Raw genomic sequence first — 26,168 nt, forward strand, 5'->3', positions numbered from 1 at the left:
ACCTGACGCCTACACGTCGTACCGTGTGAAGTGATGGTTGCACAGAGTAGGCGAGCGATACGTTCCTGGGCGCTCTGGACCCTGACGGTCCCGGCGTTCGCCGTTGTCGTGCTCGTCGACCTGGCCGCAATCGGTTACGGCGTGCATGCGTTCGCCGACCGCCAGAGCTGGCGCGGCCTGGACGTCGTGTTCGCGTTGACGGTCTCCGCGCTGATCTCCGTCGAGGGCGCCCGCCGGGTCGAGAGCCGCCGGCGGCGCGGCGGCGCGCTGCACAAGGACTTCGCCCCGGCATGGATGATCGCCGCGGCGATCATCCTGCATCCGGCGCTGGCGATCCTGGTCGCGGTGCTGCTGCGGATCTGGTGGCGGATCCGGGCCGGCAAGTGCATCCCGTACCGCTGGGCCTTCTCGACCGCCGTCCACGTCCTCGCGGTCGGCGCCGCGCACGCGGTCTTCGTCTCCGCGCGTGACCTGACCGGCGACAGCGGCCTCGGCCTGGTCGTGTCGATGGTCGGCGGCGCGATCGCGTACGTCGTGACCGACACCCTGCTGTGCGGGCTCGCGATCTCGCTGATCATCCCGGGCAGCAACCGCCGCGAGACGGTCGGCGGCCTGGACGACCTGTGTACCGACGCGACCGCCGCCACCTTCGGCTGCCTGCTCGCGGCGGCCTGCCTGATCAGCCCGTGGCTCGCGTTCGTCGCGATCCCGATCACGCTGACCGCGCAGCGCGCGCTGCTCCTCGGCCAGTTGGAGACCGAGGCCCAGACCGACCCGAAGACCAGCCTGACCCGGGTCGACTGGTGGCGCCGCCGGACCGAGCAGATGCTGCGCACCTCGCGGAACCAGCACGAGTCGATGGCGGTGCTGCTGATCGACATCGACCACTTCAAGCAGGTCAACGACCGGCACGGTCACCTGGTCGGCGACGAGGCCCTGCGCGCGGTCGCGACGATCCTGCGCAGTGCGATCCGGGCGAAGGACGTGATCGGCCGGTTCGGCGGCGAGGAGTTCGTGATCGCGCTCCCGGACACCGGCCTCGACGAGGCGACGGTGACCGCCGACCGGCTCCGCAACGCGGTCGCCAACAGCCCGCTGGCGGCGATGTGCGCCGGCGTACTCGACGACCCGGACCTGGACCCGGACACCTTCCACCTGACCGTCAGCATCGGCGTCGCGGTGTACCCGACCGACGGGGCGACCGTCGACGACCTGCTGCTCCGCGCCGACCGCGCGATGTACGCCGCGAAGGCCGCCGGCCGGAACCGGGTCCGCCTGGCCGCCGACACCGTCCCGGTGACCCGGCTGACCGCGTCGACCCAATTCTCGGAACAGACAGAACCTTTGGCGCCCGCTCAGCGTCCTGTGAGGTGAGGACGGCAGGACGGAGTGCACATGGCGGCAACGGGGAGTCGTGACGACGACTTCACGGCGTTCGTGCTGGCCAGATCCGCGCGGTTGGTGCACTTCGCGCGGGTGCTCTGTGGTGATGCGGGCCTCGCGGAGGATCTCGTGCAGACCGCGCTGGAGAAGGCGTACCTGCGCTGGGACCGGATCGAGATGGCCGACCCGTTCGCGTACGTCCGGCAGGCGGTGGTCAACCAGCACCTGTCCTGGGTACGGCGGCGGCCGTGGCGTGAGCGGCCGACCGGTGACGCGGCCGAGCTCGACCTGCTCCTCGAGGCCGAGGTCGATCCGAGTGGTGGGGTCCATCGGCGGGTCGCGGTCGGGGCCGCACTCGCCGCGCTGAGCCGGCGCGAGCGAGCGGTCGTCGTACTGCGGTATCTCGAGGACCTGACCGAACGGGAGACCGCGGCGGTCCTCGGAGTGGCGATCGGGACGGTGAAGAGCGCGAACGCGCGGGCCCTGGACAAGCTGCGGGCCGCGCCGGAGCTGAGCGCTGTGGGGGAGCGAGCATGAACGACGAGCGCGGGACGCCGGCCGAGGAGCAGCTCCGGGTCGCGCTGGCACCGGACGATTCCATCGCGCCCCTCGACCCGGCGCGGGTGATCGTGGGCGCGCGGCGGCGGCGGGCGCGGGGCCGTGTCGCTGCGGCCGGGGCTTCGGTTGCGGTCGTCGGCGTGATCGCCGTCGCGGGAATCGCGGGCAGTGGTCAGCTGCGCGGCGACGTACCGCAGCCTGCTGACCCTGGTCCGTCGGCGACTGTCCGCCCTACGACTCCTCCTCCGACTCGCATGACGCCGACGCCGACTTCACCTGTCCGGACGCCGACGGAGTCGCCTACAGTGCCGTCGACTGTGCCGCCTCGCGGGACGCCGACGGCGCGGCCTACGAGTACTCCGAGTCTGGCCACGCCTCTGCGGCCGCCTCGTACACCGTCCGGGTTGCCGACCCCGTCCAGCCCGCCGACCCGCACCCCGAGCTGAGGCCGGCAGAACCATTTCGCTACCCGGCTGCGTCCTTCAGCCCGACCGAACATCAAAAAGGTGCGGAGGGCAACAATGGACGAGGTAGGCCGGAAGCGGCGGATGACCCGGATACTGCTGGGCGGGCTCGCCGCCGCGGCGGTGGTCGGCGTCGCAGTCGCCGGTACGGCGATGGCGCGCAGCAGCAACTCAGCTGCCGACACAACCGCCCAAGGCGGACCAACCGCCGCGACCCCCTCCGAGGCAACACCAACCGCGGCCACCCCAAGCGCGCCTGCCACCCCCACGCGCTCCCCATCGGCACGGCCGGCCACCCCGACCCTCCCCCCGACCGAGTCCCCCACCTGCCGCCCAACCGCGACCCCGAGCCTCCCGCCGACCGCGACGCCGACGCGCCCGACCGCGACGCCGAGTCTGCCGCCGACTGCGACGCCGACTCGTCGGGCGGTTCCGACGCCGACTCGCGCGCCGAGGGCTTCTTCGTGTCAGACGCCAACGGTCTCGCCAACGGCGCCGCCGACCCAGACACCCGAGCCGCGGGCGACTCCGACGCGGTCACCGCGTGCGGTACGACCGACTGTCCCGGCCACGCCGTCGCTCCCGCCGACCCAGACGCCCGAGCCGACGGTCCCCTCGCGCGGTAAGTAGACGCGGTAAGTAGGCGCGGACCTCAGCCACTCACCAAGCCAACGGCCGCACGCCCGCCGAGCAATCAGCGAGCGTGCGGCCGTGGTGTTTCCGGACGTTGGTGAGTGGTGCAGGTTCAGCAGGCGCCGAAGCTACCCGCCGACACCCACGCCTTCGCGACATACATGCCGGCGTTGACCCGCAGCCACACATTGCTGGTGCCCTGCGACCCGGTGACGTTCTCCCCGGTCGTCTGGCACTCGACAGTCACCTGAGCCGACTTCCCGGCCATCCCAACAACCGCGCCAGTCGAGTTCGGCGCATTCCGCACGTTCAAATACCCGGACGAGATCGACACCGTCCCGCGCCCACCATCGCCGGTCCACAGGTACGTGACGTCGACCCACGAGTTGTCGGCCAGCTTGAGCGCGTCCCAGAACACGCCATCCGCGAGGTCGATCCCCGCCGGGTTGGCGACCGTCCGACCGAACTGGTCCTTCCCGCCGTTATAGCCGCTCTGGTACGCCGCCTGCGCCTCAGGCTTGCCCTGCGGCAGGTCCTTCCACATCTCGCGGGTCGCGCTCGGGTTCCAGTAGTCGTCTTTGGTGTTCCACGGGCCGACGTCCCACACCGGCTCGAACGCGCACCGCGAGGCGGTGCAGACCTTCACCGAGTACGTGCCGGATCCGGCGCTGGACAGTCCGCGCCGTGACGGCAGGGCGACGAAGTGGTCCCGGCTCACGATCACGTGGCCGTTGGCCGTCGTACCGCCGACCAGACCTTCACGCGTGGCGAAGACGTGCGACTTGAGCGGTGCCGCTTGGACCGTCATGCGTGGCGCGGCGGCCTGGTCCGTGGGCTGCACCGTGACGTCGCCGACCCACGGGCTCGCGCCGGTCGACGGTGCGCTGACGATGATGCGGACCTGGACCTGGTCGCTTGCACCCGGCAACGCAGTCGGCGTACCGGCCTTGGCTGCCGTCCACTCCGACCACCTGTTGTTGACCCACGACCGTACGTCGACCTCCGCCGACGAACCGTCCGGCGTACTGGACGTGTAGCCGACGACAACGGCGGACGTGGGATCTGCGAACCGGACCGGCGTGAGTTCGGCCAGGCCGGAGCGTTGCTTGATCTCGGTCGATCCGATCGCGGCCGGTGTGTCGCCGAGGACGATGCGGCTGCCGTCGACCTTGACGTTGCTGGATCCGGCGACGGGTTGGGCCGCGACCGAGACCGGATTCGGCACTGCGGCGGTGCTCGGCAAGGTTGCCGTAAAGATCGCGGCGGTCATCGCCAGACAGGCGGTGAGCGCGGTTGTACGGGTGATACGCATGGGCGGAACCTCCGGGGCGGTGAAGGCTTGAGCACCCAATGTGACTCACAAACACCTCTTCTGCATAGCCCGTGAATAAATTTCTCGTGACTGCACAGAACCCGATCGGTCACCCAGCGGGTTTGGACCGGTGTGACAGAGGCTGAGGAGAATCGATGACCCGGACCGCGGACGCCGACTTCGAGCGATTCGTCGTGGCGCAGTCGACCCCCTTGCTCCGCTTCGCGGAGATGCTGTGCGGCGATCGGCACACCGCCGAGGACCTGGTGCAGCAAGCGTTGATGCGGTCCTATCCGAAGTGGCACCGGCTGGAGGGCGACCCGTTGCGGTACGTCCGGCGGGTGCTGGTCAACCGATTCCTCTCCCAGGCCCGCCGGCGCTGGAACAACGAAGTACCCAGCGACCCGGTGGACAACGATTGGGACCAGCGAGCGGTGGCGGACTTCGCCGGGGCGGTTCAGACCAGGGAGGCCGTGCTCTCGGCCCTCAGCGGTCTGACCGTTCGGGAGAGAGCCGTGGTCGCGCTGCGCTACTCGCAGGATCTCTCCGAGGCCGAGACCGCCGAGCTGCTCGGCATGGCGGCCGGGACCGTGAAGAGCACGGCCTCCCGGGCGCTGGCCAAGTTGCGTCTGGCACCCGACCTGATCGATACCGGAGTTGGAGGAAACTGATGAGTGACGAGCAGCGGGTACACGACGCGCTCACGTACGAGATGGAGCCGTGGCAGCCGGACGCAGGTGACCTGATGCGGCGCGGCAAGCGGCTGACCTGGCTGCGCCGGGGACTGGCCGCGGCGGGTGTCACCGCACTGGCCGGAACCGTCGCGACGGTGTCCGCCGCGGTCGGCGGACCGGCGCTTCCCGTGAAGAACCTGCTGGCCGGCGGGGGAAAGCCCCCGGTGCCGGCGGTGATTCCGGCGGGTACGCCGACGGCGCCGTCGGTGGACCCAACCTGCCTGCCGCAGAAGCCGGAGAAGCCGCAGTTGCCCAAGGCGACGGTCTCGGTGAACAAGACCGTCGACCCGAACAACCCTCCGACGGCGAAGCCGACGCTCCCGGGCAAGCCCAGCCTGCCCACCGCGAAGCCGACGCTGCCCGGCAAGCCGAGCCTTCCGACCACCCCGCCGTCGCTGCCTGGTAAGCCACAGGTTCCGACGACCAAGCCGACGCTGCCGACGGCGACGCCGAGCTTCCCGACGACCAAGCCGAGCTGGCCGACCACGAAGCCGACCCTGCCGACGACGAAGCCGACGCTCCCGGGAACGCCGACCTTGCCGACAGCCAAGCCGACCCTGCCGACAGCCAAGCCGACTCTGCCGACGAAGCCGTCGCTGCCGACGACGAAGCCGACCCTGCCCGGGAAGCCCACCCTGCCGAGTGTTCCGTCGGCCAAGCCGGTCCCGACGCCGACGGTGCCGGACTGCGTTGACGGCGTACCGACCACGAAGCCGACTGCTCAGAAGCCGTCGCTGCCGACCCTTCCGACGGTGCCGGGCAAGCCGACCACCAAGTCGACTGTGCCGTCCCTGCCGACGGTCACGGTCTCCGGTGGCGTCAAGGTGACCGTCGACCCGGGCAAGCCGCAGACGGTCGAGCCGACACTCCCGAGCAAGCCGTCGGTGCCGACCACCAAGCCGACGTTCCCGACCCCGACGGAGAAGCCCAGCATCCCGACGCCGAGCTTCCCGACGACCTTCCCCACCGGCCACCCCTCCTCCGGCCGGTAGGGCACCCCGCCACCGGCGAGTAGGTCACGCAGCCCTACTCGCCGGTGGCACCATCCACCAGCTCGCGGGCCACGTCCAGGTGGCCCGCGTGCCGCGCGTACTCCTGCAGGACGTGGAACAGGATCCAGTTCAGCGTCGGCCGGTCATCGGCCCCGAAGCGCCCACCGGCTGCCGCGACCGTCGCCGGGTCCTCGCCGGCGACCACGCTCCGGGTGAACTCGCCGCCCGCGTGCAGTTGGGCCAGCAGGCTTTCCAGGGTGTCGTCGGGTTCGAGCGTCCAGGGGCTGTCCGGGTCGTCCGCGGAGTCGCCCCACGGGTGGTCGACGGGCTCACCGGTGAAGCCCCAGCGCAGCCAGCGCCGCTCCATGAAGATCAGGTGCTTCAGTAGTTCCAGCGGCGTCCATCCCGACGGCAGGCGACTGCCGCGCAGCTCGGTGTCGCTGAGCCCGATGAGCTTGTTCTGGACGATGCCGCGGTAGTGATCGAGGTACTGCAGATGCAGTTCGACCGTGTCGGCGAGGTCGCGTGCGGGCTTCATGACAGTGCTCGCAGGTAGTCGGCGGTCGCGTCGTCGGCCGGATAGAACGACTCGATCATCAGCTCCGAGACCGTGACGTCGAGCGGTGTGCCGAAGGTCGCGATCGTCGTCAGGAGCGACAGTTCGCGGCCGTCGTGGGTGAGGTTGAACGGTACGACGACCTCGGCCGGCCCGGGTGGAGCCGGCTTGTCGTTGACGGCGTACCCGCGAAGTTCGTCGTACAGGTCCTGGAGCTCGGGGTCCGCGGTGCCGGCCACCTGGCGTTGCAGGCTCGCGAGCGCGGCAGAGCGGACCTCGGCGATGTTGGCGATCCGCCGGGCCAGGCCGTTCGGGTGCAGGGTCAGCCGGAGCGCGTTGATCGGTGCCTGTAGCAACTTCTCGTCGACGTCCGTGGTGAAGATCGCGATCCCGGCGTTCGCCTCGACGATGTTCCACCAGCGGTCGACGACCAGCGCCGGGTACGGCTCGTGGGCCTTCAGCAGGCGGCGCAGCGTCGTCCGGATCGCGAGCATCGACGGCGAGTGCAGCGACGCCTCGCTGTAGATCGGCGCGAACCCGCCGGCAAGCAGCAGTTGGTTGCGGTCCCGCAGCGGTACGTCGAGATGCTCTGCCAGCCGCATCACCATCTCGCGACTCGGCTTCGACCGCCCGGTCTCCACGAAACTCACGTGCCGCGTGGACACCCCGACCCGGTTCGCCAGCTCGAGCTGACTGAGCCGCCGGCGCTCCCGCCAGCCGCGCAGAAGCTCACCGACGGGGCGCTGGAACGTCTCCTCGATCGTCGCTGCCATGGTCCGACCGTAGCGGGTGGCCCTCGACCTGACATAGACATCGCCATTACCTCTGACGTCATCGACGGTACGCCGGACCTGGCGGCAAGGTTCTGGTCATCGCAACCGATCGAGGAGGAAACACCATGAACGCAACGACTCTCGCCGACCAGTACTTCACGATGTGGAACGCCGCCGACGCCGACCGTCGGGCCGAGCTCATCGCCGGCACCTGGACCGCGGACGCGACCTTCCAGGACCCGAGCTTCGAGACCACCGGCCGCGACGAGCTGAACAAGCTGGTCGGCGCCGCGCAGCAGATGTTCCCGGGGCTCTCGTTCGTCCGGATCGGCGACATCGACGAGCACCACAACTACCTGCGCTGGACCTGGCACCTGAAGGCCGAGGGACAGGAGCCGGTCGCCGGTGGCACGGACATCGTCGTGCTCGACGCCGACGGGAAGATCCGGCAGCTGATCGGGTTCCACGACTTCGCCCCGGCACACTGAACCTTCGGGCACATCCGACTTCCGGCGACTCACGGATGGCCGATCGGCGGATGCGACGTGCCGGACCTGGCGCCTAGGTTGGCGGGCATGTGGAAATCGTTGACAGCGGCATCGATAGTGGGGTCTTTGATTGCGGCCGCCGTTCCGGTGAGTACGGCGGCGGCCGCGGGGACCCTGGACTGGAAGGCCTGCAAACCCGGCGCGGTCGAGCAGTGCGCGACGCTGACCGTGCCGCTGGACTGGTCGAAACCGGCCGGTCCGACGACGAACGTGTACGTCGCCAAGGTCCCGGCGAAGGATCAGAAACACAAGCTCGGCGCGCTGTTCTTCAACCCAGGCGGGCCGGGCGGCGCGGGCGGCTCGATCTTCGCGGCGGGGCTCGCGGACGCGGTGCTACCGCAGTACCGGGATCGGTACGACCTGGTCAGCTTCGACCCGCGCGGGACCGGGAGCAGCAGTCAGCTCGACTGCGGTCCGGTGCTACGTCGCGGCGTACCGGTGTTCCCGAAGTCCAAGGCGCAGTACGACGCTTTGGTGGCGTCGAGTCGGGCCACCGGCGAGCAATGCCTGAAGCAGCACGGCGACCTGATGCGAAACCTTGATACGCGAACGGTCGCGCGCGACATGGATGCGATCCGGGCCGCGCTCGGCGAGTCGAAGTTCAACTACATCGGGCTGTCGTACGGGTCGTACTTGGGCACGCTGTACGCGCAGCAGTTCCCGCAGCGCGTCGGCCGGATGGTGCTCGACGGGATCCTCGATCACAAGCAGGGCCCGTTGCGGCTCATGCTCGACGAGGCGAAGGAGATGGAGGCCGGCTTCAACCGCTTCGCCGCGTGGTGCACCAAGGACACGTCGTGCGCCCTGCACGGGCAGGACGTCGGCGCGGTCTGGGACGCGACCGTACGCAAGGCCGACAAGACCCCGCTGACCGGGCTGCACGGCCCGGTGAACGGCGACGTACTCCGGATGGCGCTCCCGACTTTGTTGCCGTTGACATCAATGGTCTCGGACAACTGGCCGGTGCTCGCGACCGCGCTGGCGAAAGCGGCGAAGGGCGACGGCACCGACTTCGCGAACGTCAGCTACGTCGGCGACCCCGAGACCGCGTACGCCGCCGTGTCCTGCATGGACCTGCCGGGTGAGCTGCGTGGGTACGCCGATGCGCGCGCCCGGCTCGCGCTCGCCAAGGCCGTCGCGCCGCGGGTCGGTGCCGCGGTCGAAGGCTGGGCGATCACGGCCGCCTGCGCCGGCTGGCCGATCCCGCCGAGCAACCCGTGGGGCGCGACGCCGGTGCACGGTACGCCGCCGATCCTGATCACGTCGACACTGCACGATCCGTCGACGCCGATCGCCAACGCCCGCAGCCTGGTGCGGCAGATCGACAACAGCCGGCTGCTGACCGCCGACGTCTACGGACACACGGCGTACTTCAACTCGGCCTGCGCGCGAGACCGGATCGCCGACTACCTGCTGGACGGGAGGCTGCCCGCCACGAACTGCTAATTCGGTGGAAGGTGCTCGCCGGACGTGCGCAGGATGGAACATGCTCACCACCGAAGAGCTGGACGTTTTCGAGCGCGACGGGATCGTGAAGATCCCGTCCGCGTTCACCTCCGACGAAGCCGCGGGGATGCGGGACGTGCTGTGGAACGAACTGTCCGCGCGGCATGACATGGATCGCGACGATCGTTCGACCTGGACGCCGTCGCGACCGACCGGTCTGAAGACCACCAAGTTCGATCGGCGCGCGCACGCGATCCTCGGACCGCGGGTGCGGTCGGCGCTCGACGGGCTGCTCGGCGAATGGGTCGAGCCGAAGCACCAGGGACAGGTGCTGGTGACGATGCCGGAGGGCGTGCCGTGGGCGGTGCCGCATCGGCAATGGCACACGGACGTCGGCTTCGAGACGGAGACCGGCGCTGTGAAGATCTGGGCGTTGTACGGCGATGTCGAGCCGGGTGGCGGTGGGACTCCGCAGGTCGCCGGCTCGCACAAGGTGATCGAGCGGTTCTTGACCACGACGGACGAGCGGGACTTCAAGGAGGTCCGCGATCGGTTGCTCCGGTCGGATCCGTGGTTCCGCAACCTGACGTCGGAGCAGCGCACGGTGGACCCGATGGAGCCGAAAGATCTCGACGGACTGCCGGTCCGCGTCGTCGAGCTCACCGGTCAGGCCGGTGACGTGTACCTGACCCATCCGTGGATCCTGCACTCGATCGCACCGAACGCGGCCGACACTCCGCGGATGATGCGGAGCCGGTTCATCTGGAGAGGGCCGTGATCAACCGCGCGCACCGAACCGGGTCCTCGGTGAGGCCGACAGAGAATCCCCAGAGCCAGTAGTCGACCGTTCGCCAGATCACCCAGTCGCGTGCCCGGTCCCGGTCCAAGGCGGCTTCCCGGACCGCGCTGTCGAAGTACTCGACGATGTCCTGCATCTCGTCGAGTCGCGTCCACAGCACCCGGCCGAGGTCGTACTCGATGTCGCCCTGGAACAGGACCGGGTCCACGGTGAGCCACGGCTCACGCGTCCCGGCGAGCACCTGCGCCGAGTGGAAGTCGCCGTTCACCGCTGCTGTCGAGGTGCTTTCGTACGGCGCGACGCTCAGCGCCTCGCGCAGAATCGCGACGTCGAACGGTCGGCCGAGTCGCTCCCACTCCGGCTCCAGCTGCGCCGATCGTGTGGTCACGATGTCCGCGGTCGACCGCGCTTCGGCCGGAGCCGGTACGGCGAGTCTGCGCATCAGCTGCCCGAGTACGGCGACTGCCTCGTCGACGGGCCGGGTCGTCAACGGTGTGGACAACCGCTCCAGCAACATCGCGCCGGCCTCGACGTCGACGTCGTACAGCTGGGCCATGCCCCGACCTGCCCACCAACGGAGCGCCCAGGTCTGCTCGGCCACCTCTTGTCCGGGCGGCGACATCCGCAGTACGAACTCCTCGCCGTCCCGCGTGACCGGCACGACGACCGCGTTCGACCCGTGTGCAACCGCTCCCACGACCGCCAGATCCCACCGCCGGCACTGCCGCTCGACGGCCATCGGCAGATCCCGGAGCCAGTCCGCGCCCTCGGTCCACCATCGCGGCATCCGCAGGAATTCCTCGGGAAGCTCGATCACTCGGTCAAGTTACCGGGGCAACCCGGGGCATTCACCTGATTTGCAAATGCCCTCCCCGGCGGCGGGATCGAGGACCATGATGTTGGGCATGGGCGGAGAGGTTGGCGCGGACGGGTTGCAGTTCGACGCGGAGGTTTCCCGGCAGATCGAGACGGTGTACACCACGACTGACGTGGTCGAGCAACGGCGGGCGGTGCGGGCGGCGCTGGCGTTGCGCCCCGGCGACCGGGTGCTGGACGTCGGTTTCGGGCCAGGGCTGCTGGCCGCGGAGATGGCCGGCGAGGTCGGGCCGAACGGGCGGATCTGCGGGATCGACGTCAGCGAGAGCATGCTGGCGATCGCCCGGACCCACGCCGAGGTCCCCGGCGGACCGGGCCTCGAGCTCGAACTCGGCTCGGTCGCGCGGATCCCGCACCCGGCGGAGAGCTTCGACGTGGTGGTGTCCACGCAGGTCTTCGAGTACGTCGACGACATCGCGGCCGCGCTCGACGAGGTGCGACGGGTGCTCCGGCCGGCGGGTCGCGTCGTACTGCTGGACACGGACTGGGGTTCGGTGGTGTGGCGATCGAGTGACGACGAGCGGATGGCGCGGGTGCTGACCGCGTTCGAGGATCACCTGGCGGATCCGCATCTGCCCCGGACACTGGCCGACGTACTGGCGAAGACCGGTTTCACGCCGACGCATCAGCAGGTGGTGCCGATCCTCAACACGGCGTACGACCAGCACACGTACAGCGGCGGCTTGATCGACATCGTGTCAGATTTCGTGCCCGGTCATGCCGGCGTGACGCAGGAGGAGGCGCGGGCCTGGGCGGACGATCTCCGCGGTCTCGGCGCGAGCTACTTCTTCAGCCTGAACAGGTACTTGTTCGTCGCGTCGGCCCTCTGACCCTGCCGGACACTCTTGGACGGTGTCGACCTCGGCGGGTGCGTCCTGGGAGAGACACACCCGCCGGGCCGGTCGTTCTCCCGCCCCTCAGTGGGAGAACTCGCGGCTCGGTGAACACCACCCATGCCCGAATGGCACTGACCGAACCGCGGGACCACCTACAGGTACCCCAGTTCGCGGTTTCGCACACACCCCGGCACGCGGTGCGGCCGGAAAACTTCACATTCCTCAAACCTTCACCGGTAGTTGCTGACCTGACAGCGGCCTAGGCTGGTTCGCGATTTTCGCGCACCCGGGGTCGGTGCGCGGACGCCCAAGGGGGAAGGACCAGCAATGCCGGAAGTGTTCGACGACGAGTTGACCGAAGAGCAGTTGGACGAACTGGAGGCGCTCGGCGCGGCCGAGGACGCGGACGTGATCCTCGGATCCGAGGCCGGTGGAAAAGATGCCTGAGGCAAGGATTTCCTGGCGCGGCTTCACGATGAACAAGCGCACCGTGGCGATGGCCGAGGCCGCGGAGAAGCTGTACCACTCGAAGTTCGCGATCCTGCAGGGGTCGTACAACGCCGGCGGCGTGGACGCCTCGGCCGGTACCCACGACGGCGGCGGCGCGGTCGACCTCGACGTACGGACGAAGAGCGCCGCGCAACGCGTGGCGGTGGTGAAGGCGCTCCGCCAGGTCGGGTTCGCCGCCTGGCTGCGGACGCCCGCGCAGGGCAACTGGCCGTACCACGTGCACGCGATCGCGGTCGGCGACAAAGACCTGTCCCGCGGCGCCGCACACCAGGTGGCGGAGTACCACCGGAAGCGGAACGGGCTGGCCAACCGCGGTCCGGACGACGGACCGCCCGGGTACTACGGGATGACCTGGGAGCTGTACCTGAAGGCACACCCGCCGAAGGAGCCGGTGCCGGACTCGACGATCTCGCTGGCCGCGATGGAGTACGCGCGGACGCACGATGCGATGACCGGCGTTTGGGGCGCGGACCGCGCCCGGGTGATCGCCTGGGCGGCGCACCCGCGGGTCGGCGCGATCACGAAGGCGGAGACGGTGCCGGCGGCCGGCGTTCCGTGGCACCTGCACTTCCAGCGGGTGATCCGGAAGGTGCAGCTGCACTTCAAGCTGGAGGTGACCGGGATCTTCAACACTCCGGTCGCCGGGGTGATGAAGCGGTACGGGTACAAGATCGTCGCTTGATCAGGTACGGCGCTTGAGCATGGACAAGGCCCCACCGGTAGCAGCCGGTGGGGCCTTGGTGGTCCACTACCGCCCGGGCATCCCCGGTGCAGCTGTGGAGGTGGAGAGCGGAACCGACGCCGATGCAGGGGTCAAGACGTCAGCTCCGCTTGCCTGTGTGGAGTTATCTCGAGTCGGCCGCCCAGACGTGCGCCTGGTGGAACTCGAGGTGTTGCCGCATCGCCGCCGGAGTGCTGCCGAGCCCGAGGTGGTTCATGGTCGGTACGACGACAGCGTGTACGTCGGACCGCTTCACCTCGTCGAGCAATGCGTGGAAAGCCGCGGACTCGGCCGAATCGCGCTCGGTGTAGACGGTCCCGAGGGTGAATCCCTCGGCGCTGGCGAAGGCGACCAGTGAATCTGTCGCCGCAGCCAGCTCCTCCGCGCAACTCAGCGCGTCGGCCCGTACGTACCCGAGCAGCGTCGGCCGGGTAGTCATCGCTCTGCGTCCACCAGCACCGGCTCGCTCGTCACCCGGAGGGACGCGAACCGGCGGCGCATGGCTTCCTCGTACTGCACTGCCTGCTCCGCCATGGCGGTGTGATCCGCAATCGGGTGACCGCCGAACCAGACCCGCACGCGACGGTGCGTTGTGGGGGTCTCCAGCGTCTCGGTCATCGCGGTTCCTTCGGCAGTCTCGGTCTCACCCCGGACGGCTTTGTCCGGTGTTGAGATAAAGAACACCTCACTGACGGGTACCTTCGGAACACTTTGGTAGGGACCTTTACAGAGGCCTAACGCAGAGTAGGGAAACCCTACGAACGCGCAGGTCAACGCCCTCTCAGCCGGATCGTCAGGCGGGCCGGAAACTCTGTCAAGAATGTTTGCAGGTATTTGCAGATAACGATTCGGCGTCGCGAATTGTGCGGCGAACGGAGAAATTGGATGTCCTGCTAACTGTTTGCACCAGTCCGCTCACGCACCGGAATGCAAGCCACCACAACACCGAGCACAGCGGCCGCCAGAGGTACGGCGAGCCCGGTGCGGAATCCGCCCGCGGTCAGTTCGTCGCCCGCCGCCAGAACGGCCGCCACCGCCGCCAGCCCGGTGCGGAATCCGCCCGCGGTCAGTTCGTCGCCCGCCGCCAGAACGGCCGCCACCGCCGCCAGTCCGAGTGCGGATCCGAACTGGAACGACGTCGTCAGTACGCCGCCCGCCAGTCCCTGCTCCTCCTCGGAGACTCGCTCGGTCGCAGCGATCGTCAACGGCCCATAGGTGAGCGCGAACGCGAGCCCGAGCAGCAGGAACGCCGGAAGCATGGCCGCGAAGGTCGCTCCCAGCGGCAGGAATGCCGTGTAGGCGAAGGCGGCCAGCACGAATCCGCCGAGCACCACGCGGCCGTTGCCGAACCGGGTCACCAGCCACGGCGTGAGGGTCGGGGCGAGTACGGCGTCGATGCCGATCACCATGAGGGCTAGTCCGGTTTCCAGTTCGGACCAGGCGAGCAATTCCTGCAGGTAAAGCACCGCGATGAACTGGAATCCGACGAACGAGCCGACCAGGAGGATCGCGCCGAGGTTCGCCCGGATCAGGGCGGTGTTCCGCAAGAGTCCGAGCCTGATCAACGGCGTGGCGACCCGCCGCTCGATCAGCGCGAAGGCCCCGAGCAGCACGAGTCCGGCAGCGGCAGTTGCCACTGTCTGTGCCGCCGGTACGTCGGGCGCCCGCACTACGGTTGCCACCAGCAACAACATTGAACCGGTCAGCGTGAAGGCCCCGGCCAGGTCGAAGCCTCCGGAGTGCGCGGTCCGCGCGGTGTCCCGGGGGATCAGCGCGACGGCGCCGGTCAGGATGACGGCCGAGACGATCACCGGCGCGAAGAACACCCATCGCCAGTCGATCGCGGTGAGCAGTCCGCCCGTGACCATGCCCAAGGAGAATCCGCCGGCCGCGGTTCCGGCGTACACCAGCAAGGCCTTGTTGCGTTGCGGCCCCTCCGGGTAGGTCGTCGTGATGATCGACAAGCCGGCCGGGGTCATGAACGCGGCCGCGATCCCGGTGACGAAACGGGCCAGGATCAGTACCCAGCCATCGGTGGCGAACCCGCCGAGGCCGCTGAACAGCAGGAACACCACCAGCCAGCCGACGAACATCCGGCGCCGGCCGAGCAGGTCGGCGGCGCGGCCGCCGAGCAGCACGAACCCCCCGTAGCTGAGGGTGTAGGCGCTGACGATCCATTGCAGTTCGCTGGTGGTCAGGCCGAGTTCGGCCCGGATGGACGGCAGCGCGACGCCCATCATCGAGACGTCGATGCCTTCCAGGAAGATTGCGCCGCAGAGGACGAACAGAACGGCCCAGGCGCGGCCGGTCAGCCGCTCCGGGGTGACGGTTGATGACACGTGCGACTCCCTCTCATGGTTACCTCTTGTAACTGACCCCATCATCAGGAACCATTGGGGATTGTGGAAGAAGGCACTTCAGAGGAACCGAGTCACTCCTGCTGCACCGAGGGCGCGTTCCAGTGGGACACGCGGGAGGACTGCGACGTCCGCCAGATCCTGGACCGGATCGGCGACAAGTGGTCCCTGCTGGTGATCGCGCTGCTGGACAACCGGTGCATGCGGTTCACGGAGCTGAAGAAGACGATCGACGGCATCAGTCAGCGGATGCTCACGGTGACACTGCGCCAGTTGGAACGAGACGGCCTGGTCAGCCGGACCGTTCACCCGGTCGTCCCGCCGCGCGTCGACTACGAGCTCACCCCGCTCGGCGTCACGCTGCACGCGACGATCCAGTCGCTCGTCACCTGGACGGAGACCCATCAGTCGGAGATCGCCACCGCGCGGGCCAGGTACGACGCGGTCAGCTCCCCGTCCGTGTGAAGCTCGCCGGATGCCTTGGTACGACGAGCAGCGTGAGGCCCGCGGCGCAGACCGCGAGTCCTGCGATGACGTTGAGAGTGACCGGCAGACCGAGCGCGATCGTCGCCGCGGGTGCTGCCAGGGCACCGATCAGCAGTGCGAGTGAGTCGGCGGCGAAGAAGATCGCGCCCACGCTCGCGAGCATTTCCCGTGGGGCGGTGCGCTGGATCGTGGTCTCGGCAGTGATGAGGAGAATGCTGCCGGGCAGGCCGATGAGGGCCGCGGCGACGATCGCGATCGGGATGTTCGGGGCGTTGAAGAGTGCGAAGTACGCCGCGGCTGTGGCGAGTTGGGTCAGGGTGAGGAGTTCGCGGGTTCCGAGGAGGCGGGCGGCTTTCGTGCTCAGGGCGGCGCCGATGAGGTACCCGGCGCCGAGGCCGGAGATCAGGTAGCCCACGCCGTACCCGGGCGCATGCAAGCGGTTGACGGTGAACGGTACGAGGAGCGCGGTCAGGCCGGCGTTGGCGGTCAGGAAGACCGTTTGGCCGACCAGGATGCCGCGCAGGGCCCGGTGCCGGATCGCGGCGCGGAATCCTTCGAGTGGCCGCGGTGGTTCACTCGTGCTCGCGTGCCGGCGGGTGTGGACTGTCGCGATGATTGCCGCTGACAACAAGTAGCTGGCGATGTCGACGGCGAGCACGAACTTGATCCCGGGGCCGGCCAGTAGCAGTGCGCCGAGCGGCGGTGCGGCCAGGCGGATCGCGCTGCCGGTGACGGCGTTGATCGAGTTCGCGGTGGCCAGTTCCTTGCCGGTTCCGACGACGGCCGGCAGCAAGGCGCGGGCGGCCGGACGGAACACCGTCGTTGCGGTGTTCTCGAGCAGGATCGCGAGGTAGATCGGCCAGATGTGGTCGCGGTCGGCGAACAGGATCAGCCCGACCGCCGCCGCGCTGACGAGGTCGGCGATCCACATCGCCCGTGCCAGGTTCCAGCGGTCCAGCAGGACGCCGGCCCACGGTCCGATGAGGAGCGCCGGAAGGGCCTCCAGCGCCAAGGCCAGCCCGGTCGCCACCGCCGACCCGGTCAAGGCGAAGACGTGGAACGGAATCGCGACCACGAGGAGCCAGGACCCGATCCCTGAGATCGCGCCACTGAGCCAAAGTCGCCGGAAATCTCTCACGGCGCCGGAATCTATCCTGTCGAGATAGACAACGGCAAGAGTGTTCTGTGAAGATAGGTTACATGGAGCTTGGTGACGTCCTGCGCGATCGGCGGAAGGCGGCCGGGCGGACGATCGCGTCGGTCGCCGTCGACGCCGGTCTGTCCGTGCCGTACATCGCGAACCTGGAGAACGGGCGCGGCAATCCCACGATCGCCGCGCTGGACCGGCTCGCCACGGCGCTCGGCGCGCAGCTCGAAGTACGGATCGGCGACGAGCCTCCTGCGCCGTCGCCGTCGATCGGCGCCGAGCTGGTGGCGGGCTCCGATCGGGTCGACGCGGTGCTTGCCGCTGTGGCCGGCGGAAGGTCGCGAGCCGCGACCCGGCGCGAGTTGATCGCGACGCTCGACGCACTCGCCGTACTCCTGGGTCGTCCGCCAGGCCCTGCTGACCTGAGCCGCCTTCTCGACCTGCTCCAGCTCGCCTGACCGGGCGCGCGGTGATCTCGGTCGTGCGGTGATCTCGGTCGCGCGTGGTGATCGAAGCGCCGTAGGGTCCTGGGCATGGAGATCGGTACGCGGATCGCCGCGGCTCAACTGACCGGAGCCGCGCGATCGAAACGACAGGTGGTCGCGGGGCCTCTCGCTGGTCTGCTGCACGACAAGGACGACTGGTACCTGTCCGGCCTGCTCGCGGCCGAACCTGGTCAGCCGTTCTCGCCGGACGACCTCCCGTGGGCGCTCGACACGATCCGCCAAGCCTTCGCGGCCGAAGGACGCTGGCTGAGCGCCGAACTGGTCGAGGAGGCGAACCCCGGTCTGGCCGAGGCGCTCGCGGCGAACGGGATGACGCTCGTGTCCCGCCTGCCGTTGCTCGTCGTCGAACCGGACGAGTTGGTCATTCCCGAACTCCCGTCCGGCGTGACCGTGCGGGTCGTGGCGTCGGACGAGGACCAAGAGGTGGCGAACGCGGTGTCGGCGGAGGCGTACGAGATGGATACCGCCGGCTTCGGGTTCAAGCCGGATCCTGCTGACGGCGGAGCAGTTCTCGTGTACGCCGACGACGTACCGGTCGCGACTGCGGCGTGGACCGCGGTCGCTGACGAGGTGTCCGAGGTTGCGGGGGTCGGGACGGTTCACAGTCATCGACGGCGCGGGTTCGGTGGCATCGCGACGGCGTACGCGACGTTGAAGGCGTTCGAGCTGGGTGGGGTGACGCTCGCTTGGCTGACGCCGGGGGACGACGGTGCGGACCGGGTGTACCGGCGGCTGGGATATGGGCCTAGGGCAACGGCCGTGCACCTCGGCGATCCTGGTGGGCATCTGGCCGACTTGCGCTGATCATGGCGGTGCGGGCGGAGATTGTTGCCGAGGACGGCTCGGGCTGGCTCCGGCTCGGCGGAGGGTTGTCCGATGAGCAGGTGGGGCGGCTTGTCGAGCTTTGGGTGGGGGAGGCCGCGTCGCCGCGGGAGTCTGTTGAGCGTCTGTTGGCCGGCGACCGGAGTGTGTTCAGTGGGGTGCGGTTGACCGATGCCGGAGCGCGGGTGGATCCGGGGTGCTGCCTGTTGCTGGAGGACTGGCGTAGTTGGGTCGGGGTCGAGAGCGGCGGTTGGCCGGATGTCGGGCACGACGGTCCGTGGCTGGAACGCGACGCTCTCGGGCTGACGATCTGGCCTCGCGGTGCGGAGGACTGGCGTTCGGAACCGGTGCGCGAAGGGCTGCCGGTGCGGGTCCTGTACGGCGAGGTGCCTGAACTGCGCCGCTCGCTCCAGACAGATCTCCTCGGTCTCCTCGACAGCCTCCGACGCTGGGCCAACACCCACTGCCCCGACCGCGCCGGTGCCCTAGTCGCGCACGCCGACCACGTCTTCGCAATCAGCGCCCCGGTCTAGCCGCCTTCTTGCATACTCGTTTCTTTGCACGCCGATCATGTGACGTTTCCCCTTGTGGATAAGGGAAAACTGGCTGCAGGTGTCTTGAACCTCTCGCTCCGCATGGCATAGAATCGAACACATGTTCGAGGAAGATCTGGAGTCGCTCCCAACCCGCGACCTGCTGGAAGGCGCCGCCGAATGCCGCGCCATCGCCAGCCTGGCCGACGCGCGGCTACTGGAATGCGCCCAGACCTACGCCGACCGCTTCCACCCCTCCGTCTGCGAACCCCGCCCCACCCGCCGCGCCCACGACGGCCGCGAACGCGCAGTGGTACTAGGCGGCGAAGGCTGCCCAGAGATCGCCGAGTTCGCGATCGCCGAGTTCGCCCTCGTGATCGGTGTCTCGCCCGGAGTCGGCAGCGACCTCCTCGCCGACGCCCTCGCACTACGCCACCGCTTCCCCCGCACCTGGGCCCGTATCCGGGCCGGCGAAGCCACCCCGTGGAAAGCCCGCCAAATCGTCCGGGCGTGCAGGAAACTCGACCACGCCGCCGCGGAGTACGTCGACCGCAAGGTCGCCGCGATCGTCGACACCCTCCCGCCGCACCGGCTGGAGAAGATCGCCCGCGCCGCCCGCAAACACGCCGACCCCGCCCGCGCCACCCAAGAGGCCGCCGAAGCCGCCGACGAACGCGGTGTGTTCGTCGGCCGCGGCGACGCCCACGGCAACAAAACCATCTACATCAAAGCCCCCGCCGCGGCCGTCAACGACTGCAACGCCACCATCACCGACATCGCCGAAGCCCTCCAGAAGCTCGGCGACACCCGCCCGGTCCAGCACCGCCGCGCCGACGCCATCGACATCCTCGCCGACCCCCGCTTCACCCAAGAACTCCTCACCCAAGCCCGCAACCAACCCCACCCAACCCCGCCAGACCCGGCACCCACCCCCACCGAACCCCAGCCAGACCCCAACCACGAACCCCACACCAACCACGAACCGCACACCCCCACAACCCCCGACAACCCAGCGGCGCCGAACGACGCGGCGCTGCCGAACGACGCGGTGGTGCAGGACGACGCGGTGGTGCAGGACGACGCGGTGGTGCACGAGCCAGCAGACCCGCTTGAGCCACCGGACTCGCTCGAACGTCCGGGGTCGCTCGAACCACCGGACTTGCTTGAGTCGCCGGGGCCGCTCGATCTGCTGGAGCCGGCGGGTCCACCGGACGATCCGTGGCTGGAAGCCACTGCGCCCTATGACCCTGACCCGCCGACCGATCCGTTCGACCGACGGGCACCAGCCCAGGACGCGGACGCGCGGAACGAACCCGGCGAGGGTTCGGCAATGGATGCTGCCGCACTGCGGTCACTCCGCGCCCGGCTCGCGCAGATCAAGGACGACGCCTACGCCAACCCGAGCTACCCCACCTATCCCACCCACCCCGCCAATCCGCGCACTCCGCACGATCCAGGCACCCCAGGCCACCCGCACGATCCGCGCGACCCAGGCAATCCACGCGACCTGGGTGGGTCAGGTGAGCTGGCGCGCCCAGAGATTCCAGCGCGACCGGCCGGCGGGACCAAGGGACAGGTGCGTCCGGGACCGGCGCGGGCAGGACGGGCACGCGCAGGACAGGTACGTCCGGGACAGACCGAGGTCGTCGTACATCTCACCGACCACACCCTCGCCACCGGCACCGGCGTACTGCGCGCCGAAACCATCGGACCACTCCTCGCCACCCAACTCACCGAACTCATCGGCTACGGCCCGTACACCGTCAAGCCAGTGATCGATCTCAACGACGCCGTGAGCGTCGACGCGTACGAGATCCCCACCCGCATCCGTGAACGCGTCAAACTCACCCACCCCGTCGAACTCTTCCCGTACGGCACCCGCGAATCCACCGACACCATCGACCTCGACCACATCCAGCCGTACGACCCTCACGGACCCACCGGGCAGACAAGCACCACGAATCTCGCGCCTCTCGGACGCTTCGGGCACCGAGTAAAGACCCACGCCCGCGGCTGGACCGTCCACCGCATCGACTACAGGACACTCGAATGGACCACACCCCACGGCTTCACCGTCCACGTCGACCCCACCGGCACCCACCGAGCCGACCCGACGACCCGACGCCCTGAGTCAACGCCTTGAGTCGACTCAGATGAGTCGCAGCGTCCCAACTGAGTCACCCGCGCAGACCCGACAAGCCACCGGGCAGAACGCCGTTCAGAACGGTGCTGCCCCTGAGACCGCTGTCGGGGCGCCCTTCGAGCCGCTGGTCGAGCCGCCCGCACGCCCTTGCCCTTCGCCTCGACGACGATGGCCAGGCCGGATGACGCACCGGGCAGACCCGGATGAGGTACCGCGCTGATCCGGATAGGACGCCGCGCTGATCCGGATGAGCGGCCTGCCTGGGGCGGCGTGACGCCGGGCATGCGTTATGCGAGGACGGGGCAGCGGCGTGGTTCGCGGCGGGGCGGCGGGACGTGGCGCGGGGCGGGTTTCTTGCGGCGCGGACGCCCGTCGCGGTGATCGTTGCGGCGACCGCGGACCTGGTCAGCGACACCGTTTGATTGATTGGCGCCCGCGCGGCGTGGGGTGGCGTGATGCCGCCCAGGCGTGATGCCGGACGGGCGGCGTGGGCGGCGTGACGCCGGGCGGGCGTGGTGCGCGGCGGGGCGTGCGTGGGGCGGGTTGCGCGCTTCTATGTCGGTTGTAGGAGGCGGGTGATGGTGGTGTGGAGGGTTTTGTTGGCGGTTCGGGTGGTGAGGTGGCCGGTGGCTACGGATTCGCCGGCGGCGTGGCCGAGGGCGATGAGGGTGGTGACCAGCCAGTGGGCGGGGAGGTCGCGGGTGATCTCGCCGGCGCGTTGGCCGCGGCGGATCAGGCGCTCGAAACGGTCCGCCACCGGGTCGTGGCGCTCGTCCCGGGACCCGGGCCGGGGCGCGCCGTGGGAACCGGGCTGCGACGCGCCGTGGGTGCCGACCTGTGGGGTGTTGTGGGGGCCAGTCGGCGGTAGGTGTAGCAGGAGGGGGTGGCGTTCGAATGTTCGCCAGGCGAGGTCGATGAGGCGTAGTACGTTGCCCAGCGCTGGTCCTTGGTCGAGGTCGAGGGCGTCGATCGCTTCGAGTGTCTCGGCTGTGAGTTCGTCGAGGGCTGCGTTCAGCAGTACGTCGCGGGACGAGAAGTGTGCGTACACGGTCTGTCTGGTGACGTGGGCTGCCTCAGCGATCCGTTCCAGGCTCGCGTCGGGCTGCTCGTCGAGCAGGACGATCGCCGCGGCCAGGATCGCCGTCCGGCTCCGGTCCGCGTCCGCGCGACGCCGGCGTCGTACCGGCTTGTTCTCTGACACCTTGTCAAGGTTAGTGGATTTGCTTATCTTTGACAGCATGTCAGATTTAAGCGCACGGGAGTTCGTCGCGGACTTCTTCGAATCGTTCACCCGGGAGGTGGTCGCAGGCGGTGACGCCGAAGCGGTCGTGGACCGGTATTACACGCCTGACATCGAGCAGATCGCCGACGGCATCACGCTCGATCGGCAGCGGTTGATCGACCACCTCCGACCGGTGCGGAAGAACGTGGTCTCCTGCTCGTACGACGTGCACGAGGCGATCCGCACGAGCGACCGGGTCGCTGCGCGGTTCACGATCCACGCGGAGCTGCGGCGCGGGCGGAAGATCGCGACCGAGGTGTACCTGTTCGGTGAGTTGGCGCCGGACGGCCGAATGCGCCGTACGACGCAGGCGACCCGCGACGTGAGTGCGCCATGACAACGTTCCGGGTGCTGGGTATGACTTGCAGCCACTGCGTTGGATTCGTGACCGAAGAGCTCGAGACGTTGCCCGGCGTCGAATCGGTGCGAGTGGATCTGCCGACGGGAATGGTTGCCTTGGTCACCGATCGATGGATCGACCCAGCCGCGATCCGCACTGCAGTTGAGGCGGCCGGCTACGAGGTCGAGGCGTGATGGGGGCGCGGTCAAACTGAGCGGCGGTAGATGACCAGCACAACGCCGCTTGGGAACAACCTGCAGTCACTCAACGTCAATGACTGCGGCGAGTCGGCGGGGAACAGACGACGACCGGTTCCGACGACGGTGGGGTAGACGAAGAGCCGAAACTCGTCGACTAGGTCAGCCGCGATCAGTTGGTGGGTGATGGCGATGCTGCCCGTGCAGACGATTTCGCCGCCAGTGTCGTCCTTCAGGCGGCGTACGTCGTCCAGACTGCGCAGGACCGTGGTCGGCTCCCAGGCTGGCTCTTGCAGAGTCGAGCTCACGACGTACTTCTGGACCTGGTTCAGGTACGCCGCGATGCCGGTCGGGTCGTCCGTCTGGGCGGGCCAGTAGCCGCGCATCTCCTCGAACGTGACGCGACCGGTCAGGAACGCATCCGCTCGCGTCATCTGCTCGCGCAGCGCGTCGAGTACGGCCGGTCCGCCGTCGGCAGGTCCGAACCAGTCACCGGCTTCGATTACGCCGTCGACGGTGATGTTCTGGGTGACGATCAGGTCGCGCATCAGGCTTCTCCTCGCTGGATTCACCCGGTACGTCGGAGCCGATCGTCACCCCTCGACGTCAGCGGACGGTGAAGCCGGCCTTGCGGAAGGCGTCGGCGAGAGAGGTCTCGTCCATCGGGGTCTCGGGCTGGTTGCCACGACCACCGGATCCCCGGTTGCCGCCACGACCACCCTGACCACCCGAGCCACCAGACCCACGCCCCTGACCGCCCTGACCACCGGACCCGCCCGACCCACGGCCCTGACCGCCTGGTCCACCGGCCCCACGCCCCCGACCGCCACCTTGGCCGCCGCCTTGACCCCCACCTTGGCCGCCACCTTGACCACGGCCCTGGCCGCCGCCCTGGCTGCGTCCGCCCTGGCCGCCCGCCTGGCGTCCGCCTGAGCCGAGTTCGTCGTCCAGGCGCAGCGTGAGCGAGATCCGCTGGCGCGGGATGTCGACCTCGAGCACCTTCACCATCACGATGTCGCCCGGCTTGACCACCTCGCGCGGGTCCTTCACGAAGTTCTTCGACAGCGCCGACACGTGCGCCAGCCCGTCCTGGTGCACACCGATGTCGATGAACGCACCGAACGCGGCCACGTTCGTGACCTGTCCCTCCAGCTTCATCCCCGGCTTCAGGTCCGCGATCTTGTCCACACCCTCGGCGAACACCGCGGTCTTGAAGGCCGGCCGCGGGTCCCGGCCCGGCTTCTCCAGTTCGGCCAGGATGTCGGTGACCGTCGGCAGACCGAACATGTCGTCGACGAAGTCCGCCGCCTTGAGCCGCTTCAGCTCCGCCGACCCGATCAGCGCCTTCACGTCCGAACCGGTCGCGTCGAGGATCCGCCGTACGACGGGGTAGGACTCCGGGTGCACGCTGGACGCGTCGAGCGGGTCGTCGCCTTCGGGGATCCGGAGGAACCCGGCCGCCTGCTCGAACGCCTTCGGGCCGAGGCGTGCCACGTCCTTCAGCGCCGTACGCGACGTGAACGGGCCGTTGACGTCGCGGTGCTGGACGATGTTGTCCGCCAGGCCGGGCGTGATACCGGAGACCCGGGTGAGCAGCGGCGCGGACGCCGTGTTCAGGTCGACGCCGACCGCGTTCACGCAGTCCTCGACGACCGCGTCGAGCGAGCGGGACAGGGAGTTCTCCGGCAGGTCGTGCTGGTACTGGCCGACGCCGATCGACTTCGGGTCGATCTTCACCAGCTCTGCCAGCGGGTCCTGCAGCCGACGCGCGATCGAGACCGCGCCGCGCAGCGAGACGTCCATCCCGGGCAGCTCCTGGGACGCGAACGCCGACGCGGAGTAGACGGACGCGCCGGCCTCGGACACGACGGCCTTGGTGAGCTTGAGCTCCGGGTGCTTGGCGATCAGCTCGGCCGCCAGCTTGTCGGTCTCGCGCGACGCCGTACCGTTGCCGATAGCAATCAGTTGCACGTTGTGCGCGGCCGCCAGCGCGGCCAGGGTGGCGATCGACTTGTCCCACTGGTTCTGCGGGACGTGCGGATAGATCACGCCGGTGTTGACGACCTTGCCGGTCGCGTCCACGACGGCGACCTTCACGCCGGTACGGAAGCCCGGGTCGAGGCCCATCGTGGCGCGGGTGCCGGCCGGGGCGGCCAGCAGCAGGTCGCGCAGGTTGGCCGCGAACACCCGGATCGCCTCGTCCTCGGCGACCTGCCGCAACCGCATCCGCAGGTCGATGCCGAGGTGCACCAGGATCTTCGTCCGCCACGCCCAGCGGACCGTCTCCACGAGCCACTTGTCGGCCGGGCGGCCCTGGTTGTCCACGCCGACCTTGCGGGCGATGGTGGTCTCGTACTCCGTCGGTCCGTCCGCCTCGACGCCCGCGGGCAGGGGCTCGATGGTGATCGTCAGCACGTCTTCCTTCTCGCCGCGGAACAGCGCGAGGATCCGGTGCGACGGCATCTTCGTGAACGGCTCGTCGAACTCGAAGTAGTCCGAGAACTTCGCGCCGTCGGTCTCCTTGCCCTCGCGGACGGCGGACGCCAGCCGGCCCTGCTCCCAGAGTCGCTCCCGCAGCTCACCGATCAGGTCGGCGTCCTCGGCGAAGCGCTCGACGAGGATCGCCCGGGCGCCGTCGAGCGCGGCCTGCGGGTCGGGGACCTCGGCGTTCACGAACACCGCGGCGGCGGCGATCGGCTCGACGTCCGGGTCGGCCATCAGCCCGTCGGCGAGCGGCTCGAGGCCGTTCTCGCGGGCGATCATCGCCTTGGTACGGCGCTTCGGCTTGAACGGGAGGTAGATGTCCTCGAGTCGCGACTTGGTGTCGGCCGCCAGGATCGACGCCTTCAGCGCGTCGTCGAGCTTGCCCTGGCTCTCGATCGAGTCGAGCACCGTCTGCCGGCGCTCCTCGAGCTCCCGCAGGTACCGCAGGCGCTCCTCGAGGGTGCGCAGCTGGGCGTCGTCCAGCATCCCGGTGACCTCTTTGCGGTACCGCGCGATGAACGGGACCGTCGACCCCTCGTCCAGCAGCGCCACCGCTGCCCGCACCTGGTTCTCACCGACCTCCAGTTCGCCGGCGATCCGCTGCTCGATCGACTGCACCACCACGTCCGATTCCCCTCTACCGACAACACCCGGCGAGCGTTCTGCCACCCTGCCGGACCCACATCCTTCCCCATCCCGCCCTCACTCCGAAACTCGATCCCCCACCCTG

General features: G+C 69.1%; 29 protein-coding genes. 18 read left to right on the forward strand and 11 right to left on the reverse strand.

Translation table 11 applies throughout. The features are described from left to right. Positions 1–33 precede the first annotated feature (33 nt). The 4 genes from E0H45_RS13075 (at position 34) to E0H45_RS42435 (ending at position 3,031) form a co-directional block, all read left to right on the forward strand. Positions 34–1,374 carry a GGDEF domain-containing protein gene (locus E0H45_RS13075; protein ID WP_131337383.1) on the forward strand — a complete coding sequence of 447 codons (1,341 nt, stop codon included), beginning with the start codon at positions 34–36 and terminating at the stop codon, positions 1,372–1,374. 21 nt (positions 1,375–1,395) lie between these two features. Continuing rightward, positions 1,396–1,920, forward strand: coding sequence for a SigE family RNA polymerase sigma factor (locus E0H45_RS13080; protein WP_131337384.1), 525 nt, complete (start codon positions 1,396–1,398; stop codon positions 1,918–1,920). Then, complete coding sequence (locus E0H45_RS13085) at positions 1,917–2,387, forward strand: hypothetical protein (protein ID WP_131337385.1); 471 nt, start codon at positions 1,917–1,919, stop codon at positions 2,385–2,387. The genes E0H45_RS13080 and E0H45_RS13085 overlap by 4 nt, the downstream gene beginning before the upstream one ends. 482 nt (positions 2,388–2,869) lie before the next feature. Then, positions 2,870–3,031, forward strand: coding sequence for a hypothetical protein (locus E0H45_RS42435; protein ID WP_165546420.1), 162 nt, complete (start codon positions 2,870–2,872; stop codon positions 3,029–3,031). 119 nt (positions 3,032–3,150) lie between these two features. On the opposite strand, the gene E0H45_RS13090 is transcribed toward E0H45_RS42435, so the two are convergent. Beyond that, complete coding sequence (locus E0H45_RS13090; protein ID WP_131337386.1) at positions 3,151–4,350, reverse strand: SH3 domain-containing protein; 1,200 nt, start codon at positions 4,348–4,350, stop codon at positions 3,151–3,153. A gap of 155 nt (positions 4,351–4,505) precedes the next feature. Between E0H45_RS13090 and E0H45_RS13095 the strand changes: the two genes are divergently transcribed. Beyond that, positions 4,506–5,021: a SigE family RNA polymerase sigma factor gene (locus tag E0H45_RS13095; RefSeq protein WP_131337387.1), complete on the forward strand. Its 516-nt coding sequence runs from the start codon at positions 4,506–4,508 to the stop codon at positions 5,019–5,021. Then, complete coding sequence (locus E0H45_RS13100) at positions 5,021–6,076, forward strand: hypothetical protein (protein ID WP_131337388.1); 1,056 nt, start codon at positions 5,021–5,023, stop codon at positions 6,074–6,076. Before E0H45_RS13095 ends, E0H45_RS13100 begins: the two co-directional genes overlap by 1 nt. A 34-nt stretch (positions 6,077–6,110) precedes the next feature. Here E0H45_RS13100 and E0H45_RS13105 read toward each other — a convergent pair whose 3' ends face one another. Both E0H45_RS13105 and E0H45_RS13110 read right to left on the reverse strand, forming a co-directional pair. Then, complete coding sequence (locus tag E0H45_RS13105; protein WP_131337389.1) at positions 6,111–6,614, reverse strand: DinB family protein; 504 nt, start codon at positions 6,612–6,614, stop codon at positions 6,111–6,113. After that, a complete protein-coding gene (locus E0H45_RS13110; protein ID WP_131337390.1) occupies positions 6,611–7,405 on the reverse strand; it encodes a helix-turn-helix domain-containing protein in 795 nt (264 codons plus the stop codon). The genes E0H45_RS13105 and E0H45_RS13110 overlap by 4 nt, the downstream gene beginning before the upstream one ends. A 125-nt stretch (positions 7,406–7,530) precedes the next feature. Here E0H45_RS13110 and E0H45_RS13115 point away from each other — a divergent pair, with 125 nt between their 5' ends. The 3 genes from E0H45_RS13115 to E0H45_RS13125 all read left to right on the forward strand — a co-directional run bounded on the left by E0H45_RS13115 (position 7,531) and on the right by E0H45_RS13125 (position 10,177). Then, positions 7,531–7,893 carry a nuclear transport factor 2 family protein gene (locus E0H45_RS13115; RefSeq protein WP_131337391.1) on the forward strand — a complete coding sequence of 121 codons (363 nt, stop codon included), beginning with the start codon at positions 7,531–7,533 and terminating at the stop codon, positions 7,891–7,893. A 117-nt stretch (positions 7,894–8,010) separates the two neighbouring features. Next, complete coding sequence (locus E0H45_RS13120) at positions 8,011–9,399, forward strand: alpha/beta hydrolase (RefSeq protein ID WP_165546421.1); 1,389 nt, start codon at positions 8,011–8,013, stop codon at positions 9,397–9,399. Positions 9,400–9,439: 40 nt separating this feature from the next. Continuing rightward, positions 9,440–10,177, forward strand: coding sequence for a phytanoyl-CoA dioxygenase family protein (locus E0H45_RS13125; RefSeq protein WP_131337393.1), 738 nt, complete (start codon positions 9,440–9,442; stop codon positions 10,175–10,177). Here E0H45_RS13125 and E0H45_RS13130 read toward each other — a convergent pair. Continuing rightward, on the reverse strand, positions 10,158–11,015 hold the full coding sequence (locus E0H45_RS13130; protein WP_131337394.1) for an aminoglycoside phosphotransferase family protein: 858 nt from the start codon (positions 11,013–11,015) through the stop codon (positions 10,158–10,160). The genes E0H45_RS13125 and E0H45_RS13130 overlap by 20 nt on opposite strands. An 88-nt stretch (positions 11,016–11,103) precedes the next feature. On the opposite strand from E0H45_RS13130, the gene E0H45_RS13135 reads away from it, so the two are divergent. After that, positions 11,104–11,904 carry a methyltransferase domain-containing protein gene (locus tag E0H45_RS13135; RefSeq protein ID WP_131337395.1) on the forward strand — a complete coding sequence of 267 codons (801 nt, stop codon included), beginning with the start codon at positions 11,104–11,106 and terminating at the stop codon, positions 11,902–11,904. 445 nt (positions 11,905–12,349) lie between these two features. Then, positions 12,350–13,102 (forward strand): hypothetical protein, encoded by a 753-nt coding sequence (locus E0H45_RS13140; RefSeq protein WP_131337396.1) that lies wholly within the window; start codon positions 12,350–12,352, stop codon positions 13,100–13,102. Between the two features lie 163 nt (positions 13,103–13,265). Here the strand turns inward: E0H45_RS13140 and E0H45_RS13145 are convergent, their stop codons facing one another. The 3 genes from E0H45_RS13145 to E0H45_RS13155 form a co-directional block, all read right to left on the reverse strand. Beyond that, positions 13,266–13,580 (reverse strand): hypothetical protein, encoded by a 315-nt coding sequence (locus E0H45_RS13145; RefSeq protein ID WP_131337397.1) that lies wholly within the window; start codon positions 13,578–13,580, stop codon positions 13,266–13,268. Further along, positions 13,577–13,759 (reverse strand): hypothetical protein, encoded by a 183-nt coding sequence (locus tag E0H45_RS13150; RefSeq protein WP_131337398.1) that lies wholly within the window; start codon positions 13,757–13,759, stop codon positions 13,577–13,579. Before E0H45_RS13150 ends, E0H45_RS13145 begins: the two co-directional genes overlap by 4 nt. Positions 13,760–14,034: 275 nt before the next feature. After that, positions 14,035–15,480: an MFS transporter gene (locus E0H45_RS13155; RefSeq protein WP_131337399.1), complete on the reverse strand. Its 1,446-nt coding sequence runs from the start codon at positions 15,478–15,480 to the stop codon at positions 14,035–14,037. A gap of 63 nt (positions 15,481–15,543) precedes the next feature. On the opposite strand from E0H45_RS13155, the gene E0H45_RS13160 reads away from it, so the two are divergent. Further along, positions 15,544–15,963 carry a winged helix-turn-helix transcriptional regulator gene (locus E0H45_RS13160; protein WP_131337400.1) on the forward strand — a complete coding sequence of 140 codons (420 nt, stop codon included), beginning with the start codon at positions 15,544–15,546 and terminating at the stop codon, positions 15,961–15,963. Here the strand turns inward: E0H45_RS13160 and E0H45_RS13165 are convergent. Beyond that, positions 15,944–17,122 (reverse strand): MFS transporter, encoded by a 1,179-nt coding sequence (locus E0H45_RS13165; protein ID WP_165546422.1) that lies wholly within the window; start codon positions 17,120–17,122, stop codon positions 15,944–15,946. The two genes, E0H45_RS13160 and E0H45_RS13165, sit on opposite strands and share 20 nt — an antisense overlap. 62 nt (positions 17,123–17,184) lie before the next feature. On the opposite strand from E0H45_RS13165, the gene E0H45_RS42440 reads away from it, so the two are divergent. From E0H45_RS42440 to E0H45_RS13180, 4 genes are all read left to right on the forward strand, one after another. Further along, a complete protein-coding gene (locus tag E0H45_RS42440; RefSeq protein ID WP_165546423.1) occupies positions 17,185–17,589 on the forward strand; it encodes a helix-turn-helix domain-containing protein in 405 nt (134 codons plus the stop codon). A gap of 75 nt (positions 17,590–17,664) precedes the next feature. Beyond that, positions 17,665–18,441, forward strand: a complete 777-nt coding sequence (locus tag E0H45_RS13170) for a GNAT family N-acetyltransferase (RefSeq protein ID WP_131337402.1) — start codon at positions 17,665–17,667, stop codon at positions 18,439–18,441. A 2-nt stretch (positions 18,442–18,443) separates the two neighbouring features. Beyond that, positions 18,444–18,992, forward strand: a complete 549-nt coding sequence (locus E0H45_RS13175) for a hypothetical protein (protein WP_131337403.1) — start codon at positions 18,444–18,446, stop codon at positions 18,990–18,992. Positions 18,993–19,113: 121 nt separating this feature from the next. Continuing rightward, positions 19,114–21,135: a DUF222 domain-containing protein gene (locus E0H45_RS13180; RefSeq protein WP_131337404.1), complete on the forward strand. Its 2,022-nt coding sequence runs from the start codon at positions 19,114–19,116 to the stop codon at positions 21,133–21,135. Positions 21,136–21,688: 553 nt separating this feature from the next. Here the strand turns inward: E0H45_RS13180 and E0H45_RS13185 are convergent. Next, a complete protein-coding gene (locus E0H45_RS13185) occupies positions 21,689–22,336 on the reverse strand; it encodes a TetR/AcrR family transcriptional regulator (protein WP_202872275.1) in 648 nt (215 codons plus the stop codon). Positions 22,337–22,373: 37 nt separating this feature from the next. Between E0H45_RS13185 and E0H45_RS13190 the strand changes: the two genes are divergently transcribed. Then, the gene (locus tag E0H45_RS13190; protein WP_131337406.1) at positions 22,374–22,754 is read left to right on the forward strand and encodes a nuclear transport factor 2 family protein; all 381 of its coding nucleotides are present in this window, start codon (positions 22,374–22,376) and stop codon (positions 22,752–22,754) included. Then, entirely contained in the window at positions 22,751–22,951 is a 201-nt protein-coding gene (locus E0H45_RS13195; protein ID WP_131337407.1) for a heavy-metal-associated domain-containing protein, read from the forward strand. Before E0H45_RS13190 ends, E0H45_RS13195 begins: the two co-directional genes overlap by 4 nt. 11 nt (positions 22,952–22,962) lie before the next feature. Here the strand turns inward: E0H45_RS13195 and E0H45_RS13200 are convergent, their stop codons facing one another. Both E0H45_RS13200 and E0H45_RS13205 read right to left on the reverse strand, forming a co-directional pair. Beyond that, on the reverse strand, positions 22,963–23,502 hold the full coding sequence (locus tag E0H45_RS13200) for a dihydrofolate reductase family protein (protein WP_131337408.1): 540 nt from the start codon (positions 23,500–23,502) through the stop codon (positions 22,963–22,965). Positions 23,503–23,560: 58 nt separating this feature from the next. Continuing rightward, positions 23,561–26,062, reverse strand: a complete 2,502-nt coding sequence (locus E0H45_RS13205) for a Tex family protein (protein ID WP_202872276.1) — start codon at positions 26,060–26,062, stop codon at positions 23,561–23,563. Positions 26,063–26,168: the final 106 nt, after the last annotated feature.

Source organism: Kribbella soli (assembly GCF_004331345.1).
Taxonomy (GTDB): Bacteria; Actinomycetota; Actinomycetes; order Propionibacteriales; family Kribbellaceae; genus Kribbella; species Kribbella soli.

Bases quoted from the DNA above. Each gene is read 5' to 3' on its own strand.
- E0H45_RS13075 (WP_131337383.1), top strand. From the start codon at position 34: ATGGTTGCACAGAGTAGGCGAGCGATACGTTCCTGGGCGCTCTGGACC.
- E0H45_RS13080 (WP_131337384.1), top strand. From the start codon at position 1,396: ATGGCGGCAACGGGGAGTCGTGACGACGACTTCACGGCGTTCGTGCTG.
- E0H45_RS13085 (WP_131337385.1), top strand. From the start codon at position 1,917: ATGAACGACGAGCGCGGGACGCCGGCCGAGGAGCAGCTCCGGGTCGCG.
- E0H45_RS13090 (WP_131337386.1), bottom strand. From the start codon at position 4,350: ATGCGTATCACCCGTACAACCGCGCTCACCGCCTGTCTGGCGATGACC.
- E0H45_RS13095 (WP_131337387.1), top strand. From the start codon at position 4,506: ATGACCCGGACCGCGGACGCCGACTTCGAGCGATTCGTCGTGGCGCAG.
- E0H45_RS13100 (WP_131337388.1), top strand. From the start codon at position 5,021: ATGAGTGACGAGCAGCGGGTACACGACGCGCTCACGTACGAGATGGAG.
- E0H45_RS13105 (WP_131337389.1), bottom strand. From the start codon at position 6,614: ATGAAGCCCGCACGCGACCTCGCCGACACGGTCGAACTGCATCTGCAG.
- E0H45_RS13110 (WP_131337390.1), bottom strand. From the start codon at position 7,405: ATGGCAGCGACGATCGAGGAGACGTTCCAGCGCCCCGTCGGTGAGCTT.
- E0H45_RS13115 (WP_131337391.1), top strand. From the start codon at position 7,531: ATGAACGCAACGACTCTCGCCGACCAGTACTTCACGATGTGGAACGCC.
- E0H45_RS13125 (WP_131337393.1), top strand. From the start codon at position 9,440: ATGCTCACCACCGAAGAGCTGGACGTTTTCGAGCGCGACGGGATCGTG.
- E0H45_RS13135 (WP_131337395.1), top strand. From the start codon at position 11,104: ATGGGCGGAGAGGTTGGCGCGGACGGGTTGCAGTTCGACGCGGAGGTT.
- E0H45_RS13140 (WP_131337396.1), top strand. From the start codon at position 12,350: ATGCCTGAGGCAAGGATTTCCTGGCGCGGCTTCACGATGAACAAGCGC.
- E0H45_RS13145 (WP_131337397.1), bottom strand. From the start codon at position 13,580: ATGACTACCCGGCCGACGCTGCTCGGGTACGTACGGGCCGACGCGCTG.
- E0H45_RS13150 (WP_131337398.1), bottom strand. From the start codon at position 13,759: ATGACCGAGACGCTGGAGACCCCCACAACGCACCGTCGCGTGCGGGTC.
- E0H45_RS42440 (WP_165546423.1), top strand. From the start codon at position 17,185: ATGGAGCTTGGTGACGTCCTGCGCGATCGGCGGAAGGCGGCCGGGCGG.
- E0H45_RS13170 (WP_131337402.1), top strand. From the start codon at position 17,665: ATGGAGATCGGTACGCGGATCGCCGCGGCTCAACTGACCGGAGCCGCG.
- E0H45_RS13175 (WP_131337403.1), top strand. From the start codon at position 18,444: ATGGCGGTGCGGGCGGAGATTGTTGCCGAGGACGGCTCGGGCTGGCTC.
- E0H45_RS13180 (WP_131337404.1), top strand. From the start codon at position 19,114: ATGTTCGAGGAAGATCTGGAGTCGCTCCCAACCCGCGACCTGCTGGAA.
- E0H45_RS13190 (WP_131337406.1), top strand. From the start codon at position 22,374: ATGTCAGATTTAAGCGCACGGGAGTTCGTCGCGGACTTCTTCGAATCG.
- E0H45_RS13195 (WP_131337407.1), top strand. From the start codon at position 22,751: ATGACAACGTTCCGGGTGCTGGGTATGACTTGCAGCCACTGCGTTGGA.
- E0H45_RS13200 (WP_131337408.1), bottom strand. From the start codon at position 23,502: ATGCGCGACCTGATCGTCACCCAGAACATCACCGTCGACGGCGTAATC.